Genomic DNA, 22,985 nt, shown 5'->3' with positions numbered 1-22,985 from the left:
AATGTTTGAACTCAATCAAATGCCGAACACTCCTGTAAAAGCAGTCAATATTAAAAAAATTGTGGCGCGCTATTTAAAGTATTGGTACTTGTTTGCCGCCAGCGTATTTCTTTGCTTGCTCGCTGCGTTTCTATACTTGCGCTATAAAGCTATACCGCAATTTCGTGTTTCGAGTACTGTATTGGTGCGTGACAAAGATAAAGGGGCAACGTTTAATGGTGATGAAGCATTGGGAGATTTGGGTCTATTAAAACCTTCAGGAAACATTGAGGATCAAATCGGCATTCTTTCTTCTAGTAGTTTAATGGAAAAAGTACTGCGCGAATTAGATTTATATGTCCAGTACCGTGTGGATGGCAAAATAAAGGATATTGAAGTTTATGGCAAAGGGCTTTTTTTCAATGTATTACTAACGGATCAAAATCAAAATCCAAATTATCCCGAGCCTGTTGAAGTAATCGTGAAAGATTCGACTCATTTTATATTAAAAGATTTTGATTTTAAAGGTGGGGCAAGAACTACAACGCATCAATTTGGCGACACACTTATAACACCCGGCGGTAGTTTTCAATTGGTACGAAACTGGAGTGAAACTGCAGCAGGATTTAACCAAAAACCTGTCTATATCAGTTTTGTTGATGTAGAACAAAGTGCGGTTGATTATAGCAGTGGTCTTAGTATTGAACCAGCCAATGATACTGGAAGTCTACTTGCTATTAGTTTATTAGATGCGATACCTGCACGTGGCAAAGATATTGTTCGTACACTTATTGAAATTTATGCAGAGGAATCGGTAAAATATCAAAACCAAATGGCTATTGGTACTATTGAGATAATTGATGAACGTTTAAAAACCCTTACCGGAGAAATTTCTGATGTAGAACGGGACATTGCTACTTACAAACGCCAAAACGACCTTACCAATGTAAGTTCCGATGCCGCTGTGTATTTACAAAGTGCACAGCAATCGAATAGAGAATTGGAAGAATATCAAGTACAAATAGACATTCTTAATTCATTGGACAGTTATTTAAACAGGACAGGCACAAACGAATTGGTGCCGAGTTCCCTAAATATTCAAGACCCTACCTTATCGGGACTTATTTCGCAATTCAATCAAAAGCAGTTGGAGAAAAAAACGCTATTGCGAACGACGCCTTCTGATAACCCACTCGTTGTAAATCTAGATCGTAGCCTTAGCGATATTCGGGTAAATATTTTGGAGAACCTTAAGAATGTTAAAAATGGTTTGGTAATTGCACAAAATAATGTGCGTAAAAATATTGGTCGCTCTAGAGCACAAATTGCAAAAGTGCCTACAGCGGAAAGTGCTTTATTATCTATCAATAGAGATCAAGGCATTAAACAAGAACTGTATTTATATCTTTTACAAAAACGGGAAGAAGAAGCACTTTCTTTAGAAGCTCCCATTTCCAATACGCGTATTGTAGATGCACCGAAAGCTAGTCGTTTTCCAGAGAGCCCTAACAAAATGGCAGTTTATTTAGGTTCTCTAATTTTTGGCTTATTTATACCTTTTGCCTTTGTATTTACGAAAAACCTTCTAGGGAATAAAATTCAAGATCGTGAGGATATCGAAGCCTTAACAAAAACACCTTTTCTTGGTGAAATTGCACATAGCAAAGCGGAACAAACTTTGGTGGTATCTAAAAACAATACCGAAGCCGTTGCCGAATTATTTCGCCTGATGCGTTTTAATTTAAAATACCTGGCTGCGGGCAGATCTGATAAGGTTATCTTAGTTACTTCAGGTAATAAAGGCGAGGGTAAAACTTTTTTCACCATTAATTTGGCTGCAAGTCTGGCGCTATCAGGTAAAAAAGTAATTGCACTTGGTTTTGATTTACGTGCTCCTAAACTATTGAGTAAATTAAACCTTAAAAATCAGACTGGTATTACCGATTATATCGTCGATAAAAAAATTACGGTTAAAGACATGTTGGTTGAAGTTCCCGAAATTCGCGATTTTCATGTAATTGGCGCTGGGCCTGTTCCGCCGAATACAGGGGAGTTAATGCTACACGAACGTATTGGTTCGTTAATAGAAGAATTGAAAAGAACTTATGATTATATTCTAATTGATAGCGCTCCAGTAGGCAAGGTTTCTGATGCCTATGCTTTGGCCCCTTATATAGATGCTTCTATTTATATTGTTCGAAAAAATGTTTCCGGTAAGGAAGAGCTCGAAGTTTTAAATAACATTTTTGAAGAGCAAAAATTAAACCTACCCATGGTGGTATTGAATGATACGCCAGCAGCAAATAATTATGGGTATCAGTAGAGAACTTGGTGTACAAACTCAAACTTCGTATTCAGGTTGCAATTACTGTTAAATTTACTATGCTAAATTGTTAGAAAAGTATAAGCAACATCCGATTATAAATAAGGCATTTGACTGGGTAAAACTTATAAGCATTACAGGTGGAGCTCAAGTTGGCGTGCAAGCGATTGGCCTTATCTCAGGAATTTTGGTAATTCGTTTACTCCCTACCTCGGAATATGCATTATACACTTTAGCGAATACAATGTTAGGCACCATGGTTATGTTGGCCAATGCAGGTATTCCTATTGCCGTACTATCTGAAGGGGGTAAAGTTTGGCAAGACAAAGAAAAATTAGGCCAAGTATTAGTAACGGGCTTTAATTTTAGACAAAAATTTGCCTTGGGTAGTCTTATTGTTGGGTTACCAATTTTAATTTATTTATTGCATCACAACAATGCAAGTTGGTTGATGATATCACTCATTACAGTATGTATTATACCCGTATTTTACGCACAACTATCTGATGTTTTATTACAAATTGCGCCGAAACTGAAGCAAGATATTGTTCCCCTTCAAAAAAATCTAGTAGGTGTTAATCTGGGTAGACTTCTATTATTAGGAATAAGCATTTTCGCTTTCCCATTTGCATACATTGCCATTCTATCTGCTAGCATCCCACAGGTTATTGGTAACATACGGCTTCGAAAAATTACAGCGAACTACGCAGATTGGAACCAAAAACCTTCCTTAGCGCTCCAAGCTAAAATGAAGGGTACCGTAAGAAGAGTACTCCCGGAGGCCATTTATTATAGTATTTCCGGACAAATAACTATTTGGCTATTATCTATATTCGGGTCCACAACGGCTATTGCCGAAATAGGTGCCTTAGGTCGAATAGCAATGGTAATAAATTTAGTTTCCATCTTATTCGCCACTTTAGTTATACCACGTTTTGCACGCTTACCCGAAATATTTAGTCTAATTCTCAGGCGCTACTTACAAGTACAATTTCTGTTACTACTAATATTTGGTATGATTGTTTGCTTGGTTTATCTATTTCCAAACCAGGTTTTATGGATATTAGGACCCAATTATGCGGACTTACAAAATGAGATTATTTTGGCCGTAATTGGCAGTTGCCTCAATGTTTTTTCTGGGGTTGTTTTTGCACTATACTCCAGTAGAGGCTGGGTTTTAAACCCTTTAATTTCTATCCCGTTAAGTATTGTCATACTAATAATTACTATTTTATTTACCGATGTAAGTACTTTACAAGGAGTACTTATATTGAATATAATTGTTGGTATTAGTCAATTATTATTGCATGTTTTCTACGGTTTATTTAAAATAAGAGGACTTTTAACAAAAAAAACTTTTTCATAAACCGTTACAACCTTTTTAATTATGATTTTAAACTTTAAGATTAAGAATGATTAAAACTCTTTTAAGCGAATTAAGACTATATATCTGCAACAATTTAGTTTGTAAGATACCAAGTCATACATTTAGAGGTTGGTTTTATAAAAATATAATGAAGTTCAAAATGGGTGCAGATTGTTATATTTATCTAAACTGCAAATTTGACGCAACATTAGGACTATCTCTTAAAAATAATGTCGTAATAAATCCGGGTTGTAGACTAGATACCCGTGGCACTATCACTATTGGTGAACATGTTGGAATTGCTGAAGATGTAATTATACTAACCGCAGATCATAATGTGAATTCTAAAAAGTTTGAAGGTAGAAACAAAGCAGTTCTGATTGAAGATTATGCTTGGATTGGCACACGAGCTATGATTCTTGCAGGAGTCACATTAAATAAAGGATGTGTGGTAGCTGCTGGATCTGTTGTAACTAAATCGATACCTCCTTTTGAAATATGGGCTGGAGTGCCTGCAAAAAAAATAGGGGTTAGGGATAAAGACTTATTATATAAGATAGACTATAAAAGAGTTTTTCATTAAACATTAATGAATTCTAGAATTGATTGATTAAAAAATTCAAAATGAAAGTATCCATTTGCATACCTACCTACAATAGACCTGATTTATTAAAAGAAACATTAAATTCATGTTTAACACAAACAATTCTTCCTTACGAAATCGTAATTGGTGACGACTCTAAAAATGATGAAACTGAAAAACTTATCAAAACTTATGACAACCCTACTGGGGTTTTAATTAATTATCACCATCATAAGCCTTCATTAAAACAAGCGGAGAACACTAACTTTATATTTCAACATGCTAAAGGTGATAAAATTGTTTTACTTCATGACGATGATCTTTTAGTAGATGATGCCATTGAAACTTTAATTAACGTGTTTTTAAAAGATCATACTATTGAAATAGCATTTGGTAAATCTTATGTGATGTCCGACGATGGTATTATTAATGAATCTGAGTCAAAATTGGCTAATGATTATTTCTATAAAAAAGCGGAATTTGAAGGTTCTGTCTTATCTCCTTTAGAGGCCGGAATAATACAACAATTCCCTAATAATGGTTATATGATAAATTCTAAAATTGCAAAAAAAAATAAATGGCGCACTCAAACACCATACGCAAAATTAGGTGCTGGATGTGAATTTGATTTTGGAGTAAGAATAGGCCAACAAGGTTATAAAATGTATTTTATAAATAAGTATTTGGTTAAATATAGAATTACAGCAATTTCCAGTACAACTTCTTCCACAGATTCAGCATATAAAGCTTATATAATACTCGAGAATACAAAAGTAGAAAAAGAGTATCAAAAAATTAAAAATATTGCGTTACAACGCAAAGCTCCAAAAGCTATTATGGAAGCAATAGAACAAAATCAACCTAAAGATGCTCATCGTATATATTTAAGCAAAAATCATTTAATGCATTCTAATTTTTTAGGATTATTAAAAAGGACATTAATTCTTGCTAAGAACTTAATATCGACTAAAACTAACTAATTTCCTTATTCTTTCTACTATTTCCTAATTCAAAGCATAAATGAAATTGTTCATAATTCGAATAAAAATTAAAATGTTTGTTTTTATAAAAGTCATTTTACAATCAAAAGTTGAATCTCCTTGTTTTAAATATGCAATATAATAGCAAGACTAACGCTCAATGAATAATTTTCAATCAACTAACCACAATTAAAAACAATGATAACAATTGGAATCAGCTTTATTGGAGATTTGGGTCACGATTCGGCCGCTGCATTGGCTATTGACGGTAAAGTAGTTTTTGCTATTGCCGAAGAAAGATTATCTCGAATTAAACAAGATAATTCATTTCCGATACAGGCAATTCAGGCTTGTCTAGACTTCAAAAACCTAAAAATAGAAGATATAGATGAAGTAGTTTTCGGTTGGCCCCAATTTAAAGAACATCACAAATCAACTTTGAGATTAAAATTAGGCGGTAAAATACAAGCTGACCTTTCGCATCTTGCATTTGGGTATTTTAGAAGTATTACTACCAGAAGTATCCCGAACATTCTAAAGAAGTTCAATTTCCACCCTAAAAAGGTCTATCATATTAATCACCATTTGGCTCATGCCTATAGTGTCGTTCCCTATCTTAAAAAAGAGGATTCTTTAATTTTTGTAGTTGACGGTAGAGGTATAAAGGAATCGACCACGGTTTACCTAAAAAAAGGAATGCAACTTGAACTACTCAAGCGCATTAATTTTCCAAATTCCTTAGGTGTTTATTATGCTGAAATGACCTCAATGTGTGGTTTTCGTAAATACTCGGATGAATGGAAAGTCATGGGTCTTGCTCCATTCGGTGCAAAATCGTTTGATTTAGAACATTTGATTTCTAGTAAAAATGGTGACCACCAGGTGGATTATAAAACATTAATGGGTGTTGAAAAATTAAACCTTAATGGTAAGGAAATTGTCCGCCCCGATAATGATGAGGTTGCTATTAATGATACCAATTTAAAAGATTTGGCACATTCTGCGCAATACCATTATGAGCAAACTATTTTAAACTTTATTAAATACTATACAGACAAATACCAAATTAAATCCATTGGTATGGCTGGTGGGGTTGGTTTAAACTGTAAAGCGAATGGTTATGTAATGCGAGAACTGCAGTTGGATGAATTCTTTATTCAACCAGCCGCAACAGACGATGGTACCGCAATCGGTGCGGCATTATACCCCTTTGTAAAAAACAATAGTCTAAAAAAAGACACTTTTTTTCCGTATTTAGGAAATGAATATTCGGATGAAGAAATACAGGAGGTTTTAGAAAAATACCACCTTTCGTATTCAAAAATAGCTAATGTTGCCGCAGACGCCGCGCAAGAATTGGCCAATCAAAAATTGGTAGGATGGTTTCAAGGGAGAGATGAATTTGGTCCTAGAGCCTTGGGCAATCGTTCGATAATTTCAGACCCTAGAACTGCAGAAATGAAGGATAAGGTCAATGAAGTGGTAAAATATCGCGAAAATTGGCGCCCTTTTGCACCTTCCCTACTAGAAGAAGAAGCTGAAAATGTCCTAAAAAATATTAAGTCTTCCCCGTACATGATTTTAACCGATTATGCCAATCCGGAATATGAAGACAAAATACCAGCCGTAATTCATGTAGATGGTACCATGCGACCACAAACGGTAAACAAAGAAATGAATCCAAGATATTGGAACCTCATCAACGAATTTAAGAAAATTACAGGTGTACCTGTGGTTATGAATACTTCTTTTAATCTAAAAGGAGAACCGAATGTTAGTCACCCCACCGATGCAGTTCGTACCTTTTTCACTTCTGGTTTAGATGTGCTGTATTTAGGAAATTATAAAGTTTCTAAAAAATAATATTTCGTTTAATATTAGTCATTTGATTAACTTTTCTAAGCTCAATTATTAGATGAAAATTCTTTTTTTCTGCGGAAGTCTAGAGCCCGGCAAAGACGGGGTTGGTGATTATACAAGGTGCTTAGCAAGTGAACTTATTAAACAAAATCATGAGGCATCGATTATCGCGTTAAATGATAGTTTTATTTTATCAAACGATAGTGGTTTACAGACTTTCGAAAATATTGAAATTAAAACCCTACGCTTAGCGTCAAATTCACATTTGAAAAATCGTAAAAATTTAGCCAAAAATTGGATAAATAAACAGGATCCAGAGTTTTTAAGTCTTCAATTTGTTCCCTTTTCATTTCACCCTAAAGGATTACCATTTAGCTTAATAAGTTTATTAAAAAATATAGCTCCTGGAAGAAAATGGCATATCATGTTTCATGAAATATGGTTAGGAATGAATATAGAGTCATCAGCTAAGCATAGATTTATAGGGGAAATTCAACAACGCATAATAAAAAAGCTATTAAAGAGGATAAAACCAGAAAAAGTACATACACATTCTCAACTATACAAGAGCCTATTACAAAATAATGGCATTTCGGCAGACATTTTACCACTATACTCTAATATACCTGTTTACAAAAAAATCCAGAGAAAGAGTATTGAAAATTCCATTCAATTTGTGGTCTTTGGCGGAATAGCACCGAGCTCCAATTTCGAGAGCTTTGCAATAGAAATTGAAAATTTTTCAAAGACACATAATAAAAGGATACACCTAACATTTATGGGTAGAAACGGGTTTCATCAAGAACAATGGGTGGAAATTTGGAAAAAATTAAACTTAGACCTTACCATCTTAGGTGAATTATCATCTAAAGAAATCTCCATTGCTCTAAATACGATGGATATTGCTATTACAACAACACCTTTAGCATTAATAGAAAAAAGTGGTGCCGCAGCAGCAATGGCAAGCCATAAAATACCAGTAATCAGCATTTCCAACAATTGGACTGAAACCATTCCATATGAAACAAATAATTCTAATGGATTTTTTGAATATAATAAAGGGCAACTTGAAAAAACAATTGCGGATTGTAATTTAAGTAATATCAACTCCTATACAGCAACAGCTATTGCCCAAAAAATGATTGAGGATATATTCCCAGAATAGTATACTGTATTAAAGTCCATTCTAACGAAGCATGTACAAAAAATAAAGATTTGAAAATTTTATTAATATCCCATTATTTTGACCCCTCAATTGGAGGTATAGAACTTGTTTCTAAAATTTTAACAAAAGCTTTTGTCGATGCTGGGCATTCAGTACATGTCTTAACCTGGACAATTAGTGAAAACGACGCAAAACATCCCTATAAAGTAATACGAAACCCTAGTCTTTGGGTGCTATTGAAAGAACATGCTTGGGCAGATGTAATTTTTGAAAACAATATTTCGATTCGTCTTGGTTGGCCAAGAATATTATTTGGAAAACCAACTCTAATTGCTTTACATACTTGGTTAACTACTATTAGTGGAGAAAATAGTTTTCAGTGGAAAATGAAGAAATTTTGGCTCAGAAGTGCAAAAAACGTTGTTGCCTGCAGTCAAATTATTAAAGAAAAATGTTGGCCGGAAGGGCAAGTTATCCGAAACCCCTATCAAGATGAAATTTTCAAAAACACGAATACCTATAAACGAACCAATGATTTTGTTTTTCTAGGTCGTTTAGTTTCCGATAAGGGTGCAGATTTAGCAATAGAAGCACTGCATATATTATCAAAAGAAAATATTAGGAAGGCAATTTCCTTAACGATAATTGGTGATGGTCCAGAAATGGAAAATTTAAAAAAAATGACAACTGATTATAATTTAACAGATCAGATTACTTTTACTGGTGCCATGCAAGGCACAGAACTTGCAGAAAATTTAAATAAACATAAATCTTTGATAGTACCTTCAAGATGGCTAGAACCATTTGGCATAGTTGCATTAGAGGGTATGGCATGCGGTTGCGTACCAATTGTTTCGGATGGAGGCGGATTACCCTTTGCGATTGGTAAAGCAGGTTTAACTTTTTCAAGAAACAATGCGGAGGACTTATCAAATAAAATGAGAGAATTACTCGATAATACAACGTTAGTTGAACAACTAAAAAAAGAAATTCCAACGCACTTAGAAATTCATAGTTCAAAAAATATTTCAAAACAATATTTATCTGTTATTGAAAACTTAAAGAAAACTTAGATTTCTTAAAACTTACATTTTACCCAAACTAACCAAATTTTACAAAATATTTAAACCTTATTATTGATATGAATGAGAAAAAAATATTAATTACAAACCCTTTTGGGAACACCTTTGTTAGAGGTTTATTACCCTCGCTAGAAAAAGCCGGAGTTTTAGGTAAATACTTAACTCTAATGGCCACTAAAAGTGATTCAAAAATAATTCAATTATTACCCAAAGGAATAAGGTCAGAACTTCTAAGAAGGACATTCCCTATTAATTCTTCTAAAATAGAAACTTCAAGTCTACAAATTTTCGATGTTTTTAGGAAAATTCTAAATAAGATGGGTCTTCATAATAAAAATTATGAACTTGTAGAATATATTAACCAAAACTTTGACAAACATGTTTCTAAAAGACTAAAAGATGTTTCTACGAAGGAGAATATTAGCGCTGTTTATGCTTATGAAGATACTGCGTATAACACCTTTATAAAAGCGAAAGCACTTGGCTTAAAATGTGTTTACGATTTACCTATTGCATATTGGGCCCATGGTCGTAAATTATTAACAGAAGAAGCTGAGCGATATCCAAAATGGGCTATTACTATGAAAGGAGGCATTGACGATTCGCAGGAAAAATTGGATCGCAAAGTTAAAGAAATTGAACTTGCGGACTTAACAATAGTACCCTCAACATTTGTTAAAGACTCGATTCCTGATTCGATACCTAGAGATAAGATTTTAATCAGCCCTTTTGGAACACCAGAAAACTTACCCATCTTAAACAAGAACCCATCAATTAAGAAAAAGGGGAAATTGCGTGTACTTTTTGTAGGATCAATGGGCCAAAGAAAAGGTCTTGCCGATTTATTTACAGCAATGAAATTATTAAATAATACTAATGTCGAGCTTGTAGTTTTGGGCTCCTTGTTAGCACCAATGAAATTTTATAGAAATGAATATGCCGATTTCACCTACGAACACGGCAGACCGCACCATGAAGTTTTAGAACTTATGCGTACATGTGATGTATTTTGTTTGCCCTCTATTATTGAAGGTCGTGCCCTAGTAATGCAAGAAGCAATGAGTCAAGGACTCCCTTTAATAATTACTCCAAATACGGGAGGATCAGATTTAATTCAGGAGGGTGAAACTGGATTTTTAGTTCCTATAAGAACACCGGAAAATATTGCCAATAAAATAAAATGGTTTTTTGACAACCAAGAGAAGATTCCGGAAATGGGAAAAAAAGCACAACAACATGCAATGAGCTACACATGGAAATCTTATGGAGAAAAAATTATTAATGAAATAAATAATTTAAGTTAAAGCTTAATTCTTCAATCTTTTTGATACCAATAACATCAAATAGATTGTTCCCCTGAAGAAACACAATGCATACAGATTTTAAAAAGAGCAAGGAGGTTTCCTTTGAATGTGATATTTGTATTATAGGCTCGGGAGCTGCCGGATTTGCGAGCGCTCTAAGTTTATTACAAAGTAAGCACCATGTACTAATTTTAGAAGGTGGTTTACACGAATACAACGCACAAGCTGCGGATATACATCAAGGAGAAAATTCGGGAATACATCATGGCGGATTACACGAAGCAAGAGAACGTATAGTTGGTGGTACTACTACTACATGGGGTGGTCAAGCATTGCCTTTTATGAAAGAAGATTTTGAAAAAAGAACTTTCGTACCCCAAAGTGACTGGCCAATTAATTTGGAGGACCTTGCTCCCTATTACAAAAAAGCAGAAGAAATTCTTGGCACAGATCACTCAGTCCCATTTTCGTATAAACCTTGGAAAAATTGGGGGCTAAAAAATATGGACTTAGATACGTCCATTTTGGAGCCTATAATTACAAAGTGGTGCAAAACTCCAAATTTTCAAACACAACACGGTGAAAAAATAAAAAATTCGAAACACGTACATCTATTAACCAACGCTAACGTTACTGAGATTTTACCCAGTACAAATAATGCTGTAGCCTCATTAACAATAAAATCTTTAAATGGTAAAATGGGCTCTGTAAAAGCTAAATATTATATCGCAGCTGGAGGTGCTTTTGAAACAGTTCGGCTATTTCTAAACTCGAAGCAATTTAATGCTAAGGGAATTGGAAACCAAAATGATTTAGTTGGGCGTTATATTCTTGATCATGTGGCAGCAAAAGTAGGGCAGATACAACCAAAGTCTGGAAGTCAATTTCGTAACATGTTTGATACTTTTTATAAAAAGGGATTTAAATATTTACCACGTATCAAATTAAACCCGAAATTCGCCATAAAAAACAAACTGTTATTTGCTTCTGTGCAAATCCTCTTCACATTAGACCCCGAAGGAGATTTAGAAAAATCTAAAGAACTATTATCTCAATTACAGCAGAGAGATTTTCAAATAAAACTTCTTACTTCTATAATTAAGAAGCCCTCCATATTAATTACTCTTTTATCTACTTTATATCGATGGAAGATAAGTAAGAGAGGGACATCTCCAAAAAATGGACCGATATGGTTGGAAGTCCACAGTGAGCAAGCACCAAATGCAGAAAGCAGGATAATACTAAATGATAAAAAAGATAAACTTGGCATGCAGCGCATCAATCTGAATTGGAAAATATCAGATGAAACCATTAGAACTATCCGGGAAATGGCGTTACAAACTAAAAAAGAGTTTGAAAAAAATAATTTTGCAGCAGTAAAACTTGAAGAATGGGTTAACGATACCGCTATCGAATGTACTCCCCATCTTACAGATACTTATCATCAGGCTGGAGGCCTAAAAATGGGTGCAAATCGAGAAAATGGTGTAGTAGATTCAAATTGTATGGTTTATGGTGTTGAAAATCTGTATATTGCAAGCTCCGCGGTATTCCCTTCCTCAAGTTTTTCGAACCCTACAATGACCATAATCGCAATGGCAATTCGTATATCTGAAAAGATAGACCGTAAGTTAAATTGCTAGCACAAATTGTAATTTAAAGGTGAAAAAAATCATTTTTATCAACTCGCACCCCATTCAATATTTCGCACCCATGTATGCTTATATGAATTCCCATGGACTTAAAACACACGCATGGTATTGTTCCAAAGATTCATTAAAGGGTAATTTAGACAAAGAATTTGGAATTAATATCAAATGGGATATACCACTATTACAAGGTTATGATTATCGCTTTTTTAAAAACTATTCTTGGAAACCTTCAATTTTCAAAGGCTTTTTTGGTTTAATAAACTTAGGATTAATTCGACAACTTTTTCGTGAAGAAAAGTCCGTTTTTGTAGTACATGGTTGGAACTATTGCACGCATTTTCTGGTATTAATACTTGGTAGATTTCGAGGGCATACAATTTGTCTACGAAATGATATGCCTTTTAAGCAGGAAGGGTTTAAAAAAGGTTGGAAACAACCCATTAAAAAATTTGGATTAAAATATATCGTTTTTCCTTGCATTGATTATTTTTTATTTGTTGGTAACCAAAACAAATTGTTCTATAAAAGTTATGGTATAGAAGATTCCCGGCTAGTCTCCAGCCCTTACGCTGTAGACAATGACCGATTCACAAAAGAAAATGTAAGACTGCTAAATGACATTTGTATTTTAAAAAAATCTATGAACATTCCTGTATCAGATAAAGTAATTGTGTTTACAGGAAAATATATCGATAAAAAACGTCCTTTAGATTTAATACAAGCTTATAAAGAACTAAATCAACCTGATTGTTGGCTGATTCTAGTTGGGGAAGGGCAACTGCGATATGAAATGGAAGAATTAATTCGAAAAAATAATTTGAATAAGGTAATCCTTACTGGTTTTGTTAATCAATCAAAAATTTCAGAATTTTATGCCATAGCCGATGTTTTTGTAATGTGCTCCTATTTAAGTGAAAATTGGGGACTTTCGGTAAACGAGGCAATGAATTTTGATTTACCTATAATTCTATCAGATTTAACAGGTTGTTCTGACGATTTGGTAATAGAGGGCGAAAATGGCTATGTATTTGAAACAGGAAATGTAGTTGCCCTAACAGAAAGGCTAAAACGAGTATTGGTAGATAAACAATTAAATTATGCGACTACATCAAAGCAGTTAGTTGCAGATTATAGTTATCAAGCCGTTTTAGATAATTTGAAACCAATTACTAATTGAAGAGTATTCTAATTCTAAATTTAGACAATACAAAAAAGTGGTAACGGCTATAGTAGAACAAGAAGTAGTACAGGCAGCGCATTATAAAAAATTGCTAAAGCAAGGTATATGGCTTTACCTAATTTTATTATTATTTGAAGGCGCACTTCGGAAATGGTTTTTACCCGCACTTTCAGGCCCCTTAGTATTGGTTCGTGATCCTTTAGTTATAGTTTTATTATACTTGGCTTTCAAAAGAGGCTTTCTAAAACTAAATTTTTATTTAGTGGCTATGTTTTTTGTAGGTGTATTGGCCGTTGGCACTACATTTATTTCGGGCCATGGGAATTTAGGTGTTTGTATTTATGGGGCTCGCATCATACTCTTATATTTTCCATTTATTTTCGTAATTGGTAATGTGTTAGATCATGAAGACGTACTTAAAATGGGGCATGCACTACTTTATTTAGCTGTTCCCATGTCTATTTTAATGTTCTTACAATTCTATAGTCCCCAATCGGCTTGGGTAAATAGAGGTTTAGGAGGTGACATTGAAGGCGCTGGTTTTGATGGTGCTTTGGGCTATTATAGACCGCCGGGTACTTTTTCTTTTATTACTGGACTGACCCAGTTTTATGGGCTTTTAACAACTTTTGTATTTTATTTTTGGATAAAACCAAAACTAGTGAATCGAACCGTATTAATTCTTGCAACTTTAGGTCTAATTGCTGCAATACCCTATTCCATTAGTCGTACTTTATTATACCAAACTATAATAGCTGTATTATTTATGTTATTTGCAGTAGGTAGAAATTCTAAATACCTTCCTAAGATAATTCTAGGAGGTATCGCTGCGATTTTTCTCTTTTTAGCTTTAAGTAGTACTAGCTTACTTAAAGCACCTATTGAAGCCTTTTCCTCTAGATTTGAAGGTGCTACTAAAGTTGAAGGTGGGGTAAGTGGTTCGTTAATAGATCGTTATTTAGGGGGTATGGTAAACTCCATTTCAGATTCCGCAGAAACTCCGTTTTTTGGATATGGACTCGGAATTGGTACTAACGCAGGAGGTAAATTATTGACTGGTGAGAAAATCATGTTGATTTATGCTGAAGATGAATGGTCTAGACTTATAGGTGAATCCGGACTTATATTAGGTTTAATCCTTATTTTTATTCGTGTTTCTTTAGGATTGCACTTAGCATATTCATCACTACGAGCCTTAAAGCAGAATAACCTATTACCTTGGTTATTATTAAGTTTTTGTCTTTTATTGCTACCGAATGGACAATGGGGTCAACCGACTACCTTAGGTTTTAGTATTTTGGTTACAGGTTTATTAATAAGTGCTTTTAAAGTAAATAAAAAAGATACAATCTAGTATCTATATGTAACCTTTTACAAAAAGGTGGATACCACTATAATGAAAATTATCTTTTTTACACATCCCGATTTTTTAAGTCATCAAAGTATGCCGCGTTTTGCTAAAATGCTTTCCGATGGAATGCAACAACGTGGGCATGAAGTTGCAATTTGGTCACCGGTAGCCAAATTTTCAAAATTGCCAGCTCCTGCCTTTTTAAAAAAATGGTTGGGTTATATCGACCAATTCGTCGTTTTCCCGAGAACGGTAAAAAAAATGCTTAATAATAGCGATCAAAACAGTCTGTTTGTTTTCACCGATCATGCTTTGGGGCCATGGGTGCCATTAGTTGCCGATAAACCTCACGCAATACATTGTCATGATTTTTTAGCACAACGATCGGCCAACAATGAAATTGAAGAAAACCCTACGAGTTCTACTGGTAAAATCTATCAAAAAATGATACGCAGGGGTTATTCAAAAGGGAATAATTTTATTTCAGTATCAAAAAGAACAAAAGAAGACTTACATCGTTTTTTAGAAAATAGACCAGCTATTTCCGAAGTGGTTTATAATGGAATGAATCGAAATTTTACGCCACAGAATGTTACCGAAGTTCGCGAAAAATTATCACAAACCACTAACATCGAACTCGCTGCGGGTTATATATTGCACGTAGGCGGGAATCAATGGTATAAAAATAGAATTGGGATTATTGAAATTTACAATGCACTTCGTTCTAGTTATAAAACAAACCTACCATTGCTTTTAGTAGGTGAAAAACCTGATTACAACTTACAGCATTCACAAAAAGAATCGCCTTATCACAAAGACATACATTTTCTTGTCGGTGCTAATGATGCAACCGTGAAAAATGCTTTTGCAGGGGCAACTTTACTTTTATACCCCTCGTATGATGAAGGTTTCGGTTGGCCAATAGCAGAAGCTATGGCATCTGGCTGCCCGGTAATAACTACGAATGAACCACCGATGACTGAAGTAGCAGCTACTGCAGCTATTTTAATTCCAAAGCGAACCACTGCCAATAAAAATCACTGGGCAGCTGACGCTGCGGAAAAAGTCAATCAACTTCTTTCTTTAACACCAACTGAACGAACCTCTGTGATAATGGATGGCTTAGAAAATGTAAAGCGCTTTGACCAAAAGAAGGCTTTAGATGCTATTGAAAAAATCTACTTAACTATTCTAGACAAAGCCAAATAGCAATGAAGGTTCTACATGTTATTGATAAGATGGATCCGAAACGAGGGGGTGTGTGTCAAGCAGTACGTACAATTATAAAAGGTTTGGCACTACTTGAAGTCGAAAGTGAAGTGGTAAGCACAGATATGCCAACAGAAACTTTTTTACAACAAGATCAATTTATTACCCATGCATTGGGGCCGGCCAACAACCCGCTATGTTATACTAAAGAACTGAAGCCTTGGTTAGTGAATAACCTCAATCGTTTTTCAGTTGTTATCATTCACGGCTTATGGCAATATCCTAGCTATGCCGTTTATAAAGCGAAAAAGTATTTAAACAAAAAGAATAATGGTGTAATAACACCACGAATATATACCATGCCACATGGTATGCTAGACCCTTATTTTCAAAAAGCTCATGAAAGAAAATTAAAGGCTATTCGAAATGTGTTGTATTGGGGATTTATTGAAAAAAATGTAGTGAATACTGTAGTTGGTTTATTATTTACTTGTGAAGAAGAGAAACAATTAGCGCGCATTCCATTTAATCCGTATGAGCCAAAAAGTGAGCTAGTAGTAGGACTTGGCGTTGAACAACCTCCGAGTTATCATACTAATATGACTACTGCATTTGTAGAAAAATGTCCCGAAACAAAAGGGAGTTCCTATTTTCTATTTCTTAGTAGGATTCATGAAAAAAAAGGTGTGGACATTTTATTAAAAGCCTATTCCGAATTTAGTAAGCAGCAGTTAGCACTAGATGCTACAGTTGTACTTCCAAAATTGGTTGTTGCCGGCCCAGGTTTGGAGAGTAACTATGGCAAACAAATTGAAAAGATAATTTTAGAAGACGCACTTCTGCAAAAAAATGTCTTGCTGCCTGGTATGCTTTCAGGCAATGCTAAATGGGGAGCCTTTTATGGTTGCAAAGCTTTTGTTTTACCAAGTCATCAAGAAAATTTTGGCATTGCAATTGTTGAAGCGCTGGCCTGTGGTAGACCCGTATTAATTTCGAATAAAATAAATATTTGGCGTGAGATTAAAAGCGGTGGTGGCGGCTATGTTGCAACTGATACTACAGTTGGCACAATTGAGTTATTTGAAGCGTATTCTAAACTTAATTTGGAACAATGGCAGCATATGTCTGAAAATGCAGTTGCAACCTATCAGCATTATTTCGCGGTTGAAAGTGCGGCAAAAAGCTTCTTAAAAGCAATAGCACCTAAGTAGTACTATGAAAGATAACAACGAAAAACCCACTTCAAAAGTAAACCTTCAAGATTTTAAACCTTCCATGGGTTTAGATAGAGGTGTACCACGATGGAAAGAGGGGCTCTGGTATTTGTTAAAAGTATTTCTCTTTAGATCTACATTACCCTACCCTAGCAATTTGAAAGTATTTCTATTACGCGCTTTCGGTGCTAAAATTGGCAAAAGAACTGTAATAAAACCAAACATAAATATTCATTTTCCTTGGAAATTAGAAATTGGAGATAATGTCTGGATTGGCGAAGAGGTATTTATTTTAAATTTTAAAAAAGTTATAATAGGTGATAATGTATGTATTTCGCAACGTGCATTTTTATGTGGTGGAAATCACAATTATAAATCACCAGCTATGGACTATAGAAATGGTCCAATAACTTTAGAAGATGGTTGTTGGGTGGGTGCTTGTTGTTTTGTAGGGCCTAATGTAACTGTTGGTGTTGATACGGTATTAGTAGCAGGCTCCATTGTAACTAGTGATGTACAACCCAATCTGGTCTGTAGAATAAACCCTGTAGCATTTGAAAAACCACGATGGTAATTATTTTAATTATCAATTCTTTTATGCGTAACCAATTCACTTCTAACCTAACTAGTTAAGCAATTTAAAGTATTGTGAAAAACAAAATACTCCTAATAGGGTACAATTTTTACCCCGAACTTACTGGTATTGGTAAGTACAGTGGCGAAATGATAGAATGGCTTGCCAAGGAAGGCTACGACTGTACGGTCATTACCACCTACCCTTATTACCCCTACTGGAAAGTTCAAGAGCCCTATCGTAAAAATCGCTTTTGGTATAAAAAGGAAAAAAGCTCCTTTAAGTCTGGTGGTTCAATTACTATTTATCGGTGCCCAATGTATGTACCTAATGTGCCTAGTGGAAAAAAAAGAATGCTCTTAGATTTGTCTTTTTTCGCTTCTGTAACATTTCAATTAGCAAAGCTTGCATTCTTTAATAAATTCGATTTTATTTTTACCGTAGCTCCTTCATTTCAACTGGGTTTACTCGGTAACTTTTTCAAAAAATTTAGAAACGGAAAACATATTTATCATGTGCAAGATTTACAGATTGAAGTAGCGCAAGATCTTGAAATGATAAAATCTAAAAAGCTTCTAAAAACGCTATTTCGATTAGAAAATCGCATACTGAATAAATCTGATGTTGTAAGTAGTATATCCGAAAACATGGTCGCCAAGATTGAAGATAAAACAGAGAGTGAAGTGATATTGTTTCCAAATTGGGTAGATAATAAAATATTTCATCCGTTGGAGAATCAAAATCAATTGAAAGTGAATTATGGCTACCAACCCAAGGATAAGGTTGTTTTATACTCTGGCGCTATTGGCGAAAAACAAGGATTAATTGCTATACTTAAAACTGCCAAAAAATTTGAAACCCACCCAAACATCAAATTTGCAATTTGTGGGACAGGGCCTTATAAAAAGGAATTGCAACGCGCAGCAAAAGAAATGAATTTAAAAAACCTTGGTTTTTTTCCGCTACAACCCAAAGAAAAATTTAATGCTTTTTTAAATATGGCTACCGTACATCTAGTCATGCAAAAGACCAAAGCGAGTGACTTGGTGCTGCCATCCAAACTTACCGCTATTTTAGCCGTTGGTGGGCTTAGTTTAATTACTGCCGACAAAGGTTCCAACCTTTATAATCTAGTGGACAAATATCAAATGGGAATTTTGGTTCCTACAGAAAATCAACAAGCCTTAGATAATGGTTTGGAAAGGGCCTTAAATGAAGAAGACGGAAAGCTACTAAAACAAAATGCCAGATTGTATTCCGAAAAAAACTTAAACATAGACAATGTTATGCGGACTTTTAGAGATGCAGTCTTGAACTAGTTATTCTTAATTATGCCAGCCAACTATAAATTAACGCTAGTAATTCAATAGTTAATTTAAAATAGGAGTCGTGTATTCCCTAATACTTTTCAAATTTGAAATTTTCCAGCGATGGATGCCGCCATGCCACGATTCATCAGGATGAAATAAATAGCCTATATCCTCATTTGTAGGATGTGCAACTGCATAAGGCGAAATAGCATTACCTGCCATTCCCTTAAATGGGATGTGTTTTTTAGTGTTATCCCAAGAATCATTTGGATTTAAATATTGGTTAGTTCCAAAAACACTAAGTAATAAACCATTCTTGTTATAATGTGCATATTGGTTTGTTTGGAAGCCTCCTTTCCAAAATTCGCCATAGTAACCCCATAGAATATTATCTCGAAAAATCATTACCCTACTCCCCGCATTGTGTACCTCATTACCAGTGTCAAAACGTCCATCTAACGGATAATCCCCGGAGTAATTATTTCCTGTGGCCATAGAAGTTTTAAACAACCATTCATTGGTGCTAGTATCAAGCAGACCTAAATGATAACCATTACCCATTCCATATTCTTCAGGCCGATTATCAAAGGTGACTAACTTATCGTCATCAATAAATCCTAAACTTAAGATGCCTCCCATTCGATACAACGGATCTGTACTTTTTATATTCGAACGTGAGGTAATACTCGTCCCATTACCATATTGCGGATTGCCTTCAACAGTAAATCCATTCAATTTATAAGCAGACCAAATTACTTTACCACCAAGTTTCGCAATATCTACATAGACTAAAGTACCATCTGCCAACCAAACCCAATCAAGTCCATCCAAAACTATATCAGTAATTCTAACCCCTAATGAACCTAGTTCTGCAACTGTAAAGTTCTGGTCTTGCCTTAAAAGAAAATATGTTTTTCCATTGGACAAAGTAACAGGTTCTCTAATTCGTCCGAAAGCATTATTGTATTCATCAGTAATAGTATAGCCCCAATTATTTTTTAGCGTCCAGCTTTTGGCAACATCAACTTGTGCGTAATCAATTTCATATTCTAAAAAGTCTACAAATAATTTGCTAGAATTGTTTTTGTCAATCGACATCGTTAGCCAATCTGGCGTGTACTGAATTTTTTCAATGAAATTTCTGTTTTGATTGTAATGCATCATGCGATTATTACCAACATCTAACACCCAAAATGAGCCATCGTTCTGAAAGCTTAATGCCGCATGATTGTATTGCGGTGTATAGATATCAGCATCAAATTTCTTGCTTTTAGAATCTGAAAAATAGAATTTATCATTCGCAACAGCTGGGCTATTTTTGTAACCTCCCAACTGCCCAAAGGCATTCGCTTCTACCCCATTTACGGCATTAAAAAAACGCACCTGTTGTCGCGTGCCGCCGTCACAAATTGCTATTTCATTTTCATTTGTATTAAACGCTAAGGTTAAAGGTTCTTCAATTCCCTGTAGTATTTGCGTTGGAGACCCTAAAATGCCATTGGCGCCAATTTGGTATTTCGCAACCTGATTGGCATCAGAGATAATCCATAAATTTCCATTCCCATCTGCTGTAAGTTCTCTTGGGGCACTAATTGACTTTATTGTTTGCACTAAAGTGCCACCATTAGCAATGTCTAAAACATGAATGGTATGCTGCAACTGCCGTGCGATAAACAAATAGTTTCCGCCGCGGGCTAAACCCGTAATATAGGAGTCCTTGCCTTTTATTGTATTTAGGGTAGAGTTATGCGTTCTGCCATAAGTAACCTCATAATTACTGGCCTTGGAAAATTGGTATTCTTCATTTTCTGTGCGCGTTGTAACAAACACAAATGAGGTATCGCTGTGTACATCGTGGGCACTCCAAAACACATAATTGTCGTCAGCACTAATATATTTTATAATAGCTCCTTTATCTAAAACAGGCGTAGTAACTTGCGGATTATGAATTGAAGATCGATTGGCTGCACTCCGTTGTTCGTTATAACCGTTCGTCCAATAAATATCATCGTCCGCTACGATAAACTTAAAAAATCCACTTAGACCATGGTACCGATTACCCCCCGTTAAATCTTTAGAAGTGTTTCCTATTTTTGCACCTTCCCATTCATATTGTACATTATTAGCTAAAACCTTAGCATTATATGCCCCTTTTGCTACTGCAATGCCTTCATCATCTAAACCATCCCACTTCGCCGAATGAGATCCTTTATTTTTATATTCATTACTCCATAATGTCCGCAGTAAGACACCATCTTTAGTATAAATACCAGCACTTGTAGTTGCAGCTTCAACTAAGGTATAGGTAAAGCTATTTTCTTGCGCATCTGTATCAGGAGTATCAACCGCGTAATGATAATTCTGCCCCATTAACTGCGTAGCACAAAGCAATAAAAAAAGTAAATATCTCATTGCCCAGAGATTATAAAAGCATTGGTATCACTTTTTCGTAACAAGCCAAATCGCACTTGTTTTTGATTACTAGAAAAAGTTGCTGTGCCTCCTGCTTGGTAATTAAGTTGCACCCCAGCAGCTGCTTTTACCGTTAAAACAGCTCCATTATGCGCTTCTAAATTGATAACATCGCCGATGGCCATATTAAAATTTTCAGGTAATGTTAATTCTGCAGTACTCGTACATGCTATAGTATTACCAATATCACTATTCGTTACTATTCTAGAAAGCGTAAAAGAAACAATTGCTGCTTTTTTGGCATAATCCCCATCAAAACCAACTAAGGTTTCAGCCGATTTGGAATGTAAAGCATACGGCACGCTTAAAAGTTCAGTAACACCTACAATCGAATAATCGGTTCCTCCTGTTGGGTCTATTTGGGTTTCAATAAAATAAGGGCCTTTCGCCCATGTTACACTTTCGAAATCTTGATTTTTACTTAGTCCTGCACCTATCTGAATGGTGACTAAGCCACCACTATTTGTAACGGGTGTATGTGATTCTGAATACACTACAGTGCCGTCTATCGAATTTTGAAGTATGGAAATCTTTAAACCTACGGGTTTGTTAATTACTAAATTCTGGTCTGCATCGCGAACCATTGCTTGGTAACTAATTTTTTGAGGCGTTTGACTCTGAACAAATACACCTACCAAAAAAATAACTATAAAAATAACCTGCCTCATTCTACTTAACGCTTAATAATTTTTAGGGATTTTAAAAGCACATTGCCTTCTAAAACACTAATAATATAAATTCCTTGATGTAAGAAAGTAGAGGTTATTTTGGTTTTGAAATCTTGAATTAGATTCTTTGTCAAAATCTTTCCTTGCAAATTTACAAGCTGGTAATTTAAATTCCTACTTTTAAATTCATCAACTTCAACAAAAAAATAATCGGTTGTCGGATTCGGATATGCTGCTATGGCTATCGTATTTGTATCTACCGATAAAGAATTGTCTTTTTGTTGTAAAACCCCCTCGGTAATAGTATGTGCCGGTGAATTCATATCACCAACAAATAATTGACCAATTGCATAGCTTCCAGATCCATTTTCTCCACTAACAGATCCGCCAGCAGTATTTATTGAATGCAATAGCTTTGGGCTTTCAAATGTTGAACTAACAGTATCTACGTTTACAATATCTTGCGCAAAACATCCAATCGAACAAAAAAATAATAAAATAACAGGAAATAACAATCTCATTTGGGAAACACTAATCATCATTAATGGCCATTAAAACACAGCCCTTCTACACACTATACTATACAACGAAAGAATATCAAAAAAGTACTTCGGAATTTGAGAAAATCGACAAACTGAAAGAATACGAATAAATTTTAACCATATCTTAACTTTTTTATACCACTCATCGATGAAACCCAAGCAATTAGGCGC

The 22,985-nt window shown here is 34.9% G+C and carries 18 protein-coding genes; 15 read left to right on the top strand and 3 right to left on the bottom strand.

Going from position 1 to position 22,985, the window contains the following annotated elements; genetic code table 11:
- Position 1: 1 nt before the first annotated feature.
- The 15 genes from UH7x_RS13170 (at position 2) to UH7x_RS13100 (ending at position 19,141) form a co-directional block, all read left to right on the top strand.
- Positions 2-2,302, top strand: coding sequence for a GumC family protein (locus UH7x_RS13170; RefSeq protein WP_482360387.1), 2,301 nt, complete (start codon positions 2-4; stop codon positions 2,300-2,302).
- Between the two features lie 67 nt (positions 2,303-2,369).
- Positions 2,370-3,668, top strand: a complete 1,299-nt coding sequence (locus tag UH7x_RS13165; protein WP_482360386.1) for an MATE family efflux transporter — start codon at positions 2,370-2,372, stop codon at positions 3,666-3,668.
- Positions 3,669-3,816: 148 nt separating this feature from the next.
- Entirely contained in the window at positions 3,817-4,251 is a 435-nt protein-coding gene (locus UH7x_RS13160) for an acyltransferase (protein ID WP_482360385.1), read from the top strand.
- A gap of 41 nt (positions 4,252-4,292) precedes the next feature.
- Positions 4,293-5,231 (top strand): glycosyltransferase family 2 protein, encoded by a 939-nt coding sequence (locus tag UH7x_RS13155; RefSeq protein WP_482360384.1) that lies wholly within the window; start codon positions 4,293-4,295, stop codon positions 5,229-5,231.
- Positions 5,232-5,429: 198 nt separating this feature from the next.
- Entirely contained in the window at positions 5,430-7,094 is a 1,665-nt protein-coding gene (locus tag UH7x_RS13150; RefSeq protein ID WP_482360383.1) for a carbamoyltransferase family protein, read from the top strand.
- A gap of 52 nt (positions 7,095-7,146) precedes the next feature.
- Positions 7,147-8,256, top strand: a complete 1,110-nt coding sequence (locus UH7x_RS13145) for a glycosyltransferase family protein (RefSeq protein ID WP_482360382.1) — start codon at positions 7,147-7,149, stop codon at positions 8,254-8,256.
- Positions 8,257-8,306: 50 nt separating this feature from the next.
- Positions 8,307-9,329 (top strand): glycosyltransferase family 4 protein, encoded by a 1,023-nt coding sequence (locus UH7x_RS13140; RefSeq protein ID WP_482360381.1) that lies wholly within the window; start codon positions 8,307-8,309, stop codon positions 9,327-9,329.
- A 68-nt stretch (positions 9,330-9,397) separates the two neighbouring features.
- Positions 9,398-10,642, top strand: coding sequence for a glycosyltransferase family 4 protein (locus UH7x_RS13135; protein ID WP_482360380.1), 1,245 nt, complete (start codon positions 9,398-9,400; stop codon positions 10,640-10,642).
- Between the two features lie 65 nt (positions 10,643-10,707).
- Positions 10,708-12,285 carry a GMC oxidoreductase gene (locus UH7x_RS13130; protein ID WP_482360379.1) on the top strand — a complete coding sequence of 526 codons (1,578 nt, stop codon included), beginning with the start codon at positions 10,708-10,710 and terminating at the stop codon, positions 12,283-12,285.
- Between the two features lie 19 nt (positions 12,286-12,304).
- The gene (locus UH7x_RS13125) at positions 12,305-13,471 is read left to right on the top strand and encodes a glycosyltransferase (RefSeq protein ID WP_482360378.1); all 1,167 of its coding nucleotides are present in this window, start codon (positions 12,305-12,307) and stop codon (positions 13,469-13,471) included.
- A gap of 37 nt (positions 13,472-13,508) precedes the next feature.
- Positions 13,509-14,828: a hypothetical protein gene (locus UH7x_RS13120; protein ID WP_482360377.1), complete on the top strand. Its 1,320-nt coding sequence runs from the start codon at positions 13,509-13,511 to the stop codon at positions 14,826-14,828.
- 42 nt (positions 14,829-14,870) lie between these two features.
- The gene (locus tag UH7x_RS13115) at positions 14,871-16,034 is read left to right on the top strand and encodes a glycosyltransferase (protein ID WP_482360376.1); all 1,164 of its coding nucleotides are present in this window, start codon (positions 14,871-14,873) and stop codon (positions 16,032-16,034) included.
- Between the two features lie 2 nt (positions 16,035-16,036).
- On the top strand, positions 16,037-17,245 hold the full coding sequence (locus UH7x_RS13110) for a glycosyltransferase (RefSeq protein ID WP_482360375.1): 1,209 nt from the start codon (positions 16,037-16,039) through the stop codon (positions 17,243-17,245).
- Between the two features lie 4 nt (positions 17,246-17,249).
- Positions 17,250-17,822 carry a WcaF family extracellular polysaccharide biosynthesis acetyltransferase gene (locus UH7x_RS13105; RefSeq protein ID WP_482360374.1) on the top strand — a complete coding sequence of 191 codons (573 nt, stop codon included), beginning with the start codon at positions 17,250-17,252 and terminating at the stop codon, positions 17,820-17,822.
- Positions 17,823-17,896: 74 nt separating this feature from the next.
- Entirely contained in the window at positions 17,897-19,141 is a 1,245-nt protein-coding gene (locus UH7x_RS13100) for a WcaI family glycosyltransferase (protein ID WP_482360373.1), read from the top strand.
- 51 nt (positions 19,142-19,192) lie between these two features.
- Here UH7x_RS13100 and UH7x_RS13095 read toward each other — a convergent pair whose 3' ends face one another.
- From UH7x_RS13095 to UH7x_RS13085, 3 genes are read right to left on the bottom strand one after another with little or no spacing between them, the layout of a single operon-like run.
- Positions 19,193-21,544 carry a FlgD immunoglobulin-like domain containing protein gene (locus UH7x_RS13095; protein ID WP_482360372.1) on the bottom strand — a complete coding sequence of 784 codons (2,352 nt, stop codon included), beginning with the start codon at positions 21,542-21,544 and terminating at the stop codon, positions 19,193-19,195.
- Complete coding sequence (locus tag UH7x_RS13090; RefSeq protein ID WP_482360371.1) at positions 21,541-22,272, bottom strand: hypothetical protein; 732 nt, start codon at positions 22,270-22,272, stop codon at positions 21,541-21,543. The genes UH7x_RS13095 and UH7x_RS13090 overlap by 4 nt, the downstream gene beginning before the upstream one ends.
- Positions 22,273-22,277: 5 nt before the next feature.
- On the bottom strand, positions 22,278-22,793 hold the full coding sequence (locus UH7x_RS13085) for a T9SS type A sorting domain-containing protein (RefSeq protein WP_482360370.1): 516 nt from the start codon (positions 22,791-22,793) through the stop codon (positions 22,278-22,280).
- Positions 22,794-22,985: the final 192 nt, after the last annotated feature.

It is taken from the genome of Aurantibacter sp. UH7 (genome assembly GCF_056839165.1).
The sequence above is the reverse complement of the archived record's forward strand: the minus strand, read 5'-3'. Positions and strand labels throughout refer to the sequence as shown.

What these genes read in the sequence shown, in the direction of transcription:
- UH7x_RS13135 (WP_482360380.1), top strand. Translation starts at nt 9,398, where the DNA reads ATGAATGAGAAAAAAATATTAATTACAAACCCTTTTGGGAACACCTTT.
- UH7x_RS13110 (WP_482360375.1), top strand. Translation starts at nt 16,037, where the DNA reads ATGAAGGTTCTACATGTTATTGATAAGATGGATCCGAAACGAGGGGGT.
- UH7x_RS13155 (WP_482360384.1), top strand. Translation starts at nt 4,293, where the DNA reads ATGAAAGTATCCATTTGCATACCTACCTACAATAGACCTGATTTATTA.
- UH7x_RS13130 (WP_482360379.1), top strand. Translation starts at nt 10,708, where the DNA reads ATGCATACAGATTTTAAAAAGAGCAAGGAGGTTTCCTTTGAATGTGAT.
- UH7x_RS13085 (WP_482360370.1), bottom strand. Translation starts at nt 22,793, where the DNA reads ATGAGATTGTTATTTCCTGTTATTTTATTATTTTTTTGTTCGATTGGA.
- UH7x_RS13105 (WP_482360374.1), top strand. Translation starts at nt 17,250, where the DNA reads ATGAAAGATAACAACGAAAAACCCACTTCAAAAGTAAACCTTCAAGAT.
- UH7x_RS13160 (WP_482360385.1), top strand. Translation starts at nt 3,817, where the DNA reads ATGAAGTTCAAAATGGGTGCAGATTGTTATATTTATCTAAACTGCAAA.
- UH7x_RS13170 (WP_482360387.1), top strand. Translation starts at nt 2, where the DNA reads ATGTTTGAACTCAATCAAATGCCGAACACTCCTGTAAAAGCAGTCAAT.
- UH7x_RS13095 (WP_482360372.1), bottom strand. Translation starts at nt 21,544, where the DNA reads ATGAGATATTTACTTTTTTTATTGCTTTGTGCTACGCAGTTAATGGGG.
- UH7x_RS13150 (WP_482360383.1), top strand. Translation starts at nt 5,430, where the DNA reads ATGATAACAATTGGAATCAGCTTTATTGGAGATTTGGGTCACGATTCG.
- UH7x_RS13090 (WP_482360371.1), bottom strand. Translation starts at nt 22,272, where the DNA reads ATGAGGCAGGTTATTTTTATAGTTATTTTTTTGGTAGGTGTATTTGTT.
- UH7x_RS13115 (WP_482360376.1), top strand. Translation starts at nt 14,871, where the DNA reads ATGAAAATTATCTTTTTTACACATCCCGATTTTTTAAGTCATCAAAGT.
- UH7x_RS13145 (WP_482360382.1), top strand. Translation starts at nt 7,147, where the DNA reads ATGAAAATTCTTTTTTTCTGCGGAAGTCTAGAGCCCGGCAAAGACGGG.